The 669-nt window shown below is 70.3% G+C and carries 1 protein-coding gene; it reads left to right on the top strand.

Annotated features, from left to right (window positions below; genetic code table 11):
• Positions 1 to 669: beta-ketoacyl synthase N-terminal-like domain-containing protein (locus ABEA26_RS36185; RefSeq protein WP_345598341.1), on the top strand; the 669-nt coding region annotated here is incomplete at both ends.

Genomic DNA, 669 nt, shown 5'->3' with positions numbered 1-669 from the left:
GCGATCGTCGGTATGGCGTGCCGTTATCCGGGCGGGGTGCGTTCGCCCGAGGACCTGTGGCGTCTGGTGGCGTCCGGTACGGACGCGGTCGGGGAGTTCCCGGCGGACCGCGGCTGGGATGTGGAGGGCATCTATGACCCGGATCCGCTGGCGGCGGGGAAGACGTATGCGCGGCACGGCGGTTTCCTGTATGAGGCGGCGGAGTTCGACGCCGGGTTCTTCGGGATCAGTCCGCGGGAGGCCGTGGCGATGGATCCGCAGCAGCGGCTGCTGCTGGAGACCACGTGGGAGGCGTTCGAGCGGGCCGGTATCGACGCGGAGTCGGTGCGCGGCAGCCGGACCGGTGTTTTTGTCGGCTCCGGCTACCAGGACTACGCGGCCCAGGCATTCAACGCGATCGATGACTCCGAGGGTTTCTTCGGCACGGGCAACTCCGCCAGTGTGATGTCCGGCCGCATCGCCTACACCTTCGGCCTGGAGGGCCCGGCGGTCACCGTCGACACGGCGTGCTCCTCGTCGCTGGTGGCTCTGCACTGGGCGGTCCAGGCGCTGCGTGGTGGTGAGTGCTCCATGGCGCTGGCCGGCGGCGTGATGGTGATGGCCACGCCCACCGCCTTCGTGGAGTTCAGCCGGCAGCGTGGGCTGGCCCCGGACGGGCGGTGCAAGGCG

Origin of the sequence: Streptomyces marokkonensis (assembly GCF_039539045.1) — a bacterium.
GTDB lineage: Bacteria > Actinomycetota > Actinomycetes > Streptomycetales > Streptomycetaceae > Streptomyces > Streptomyces marokkonensis.
The sequence above is the reverse complement of the archived record's forward strand: the minus strand, read 5'-3'. Positions and strand labels throughout refer to the sequence as shown.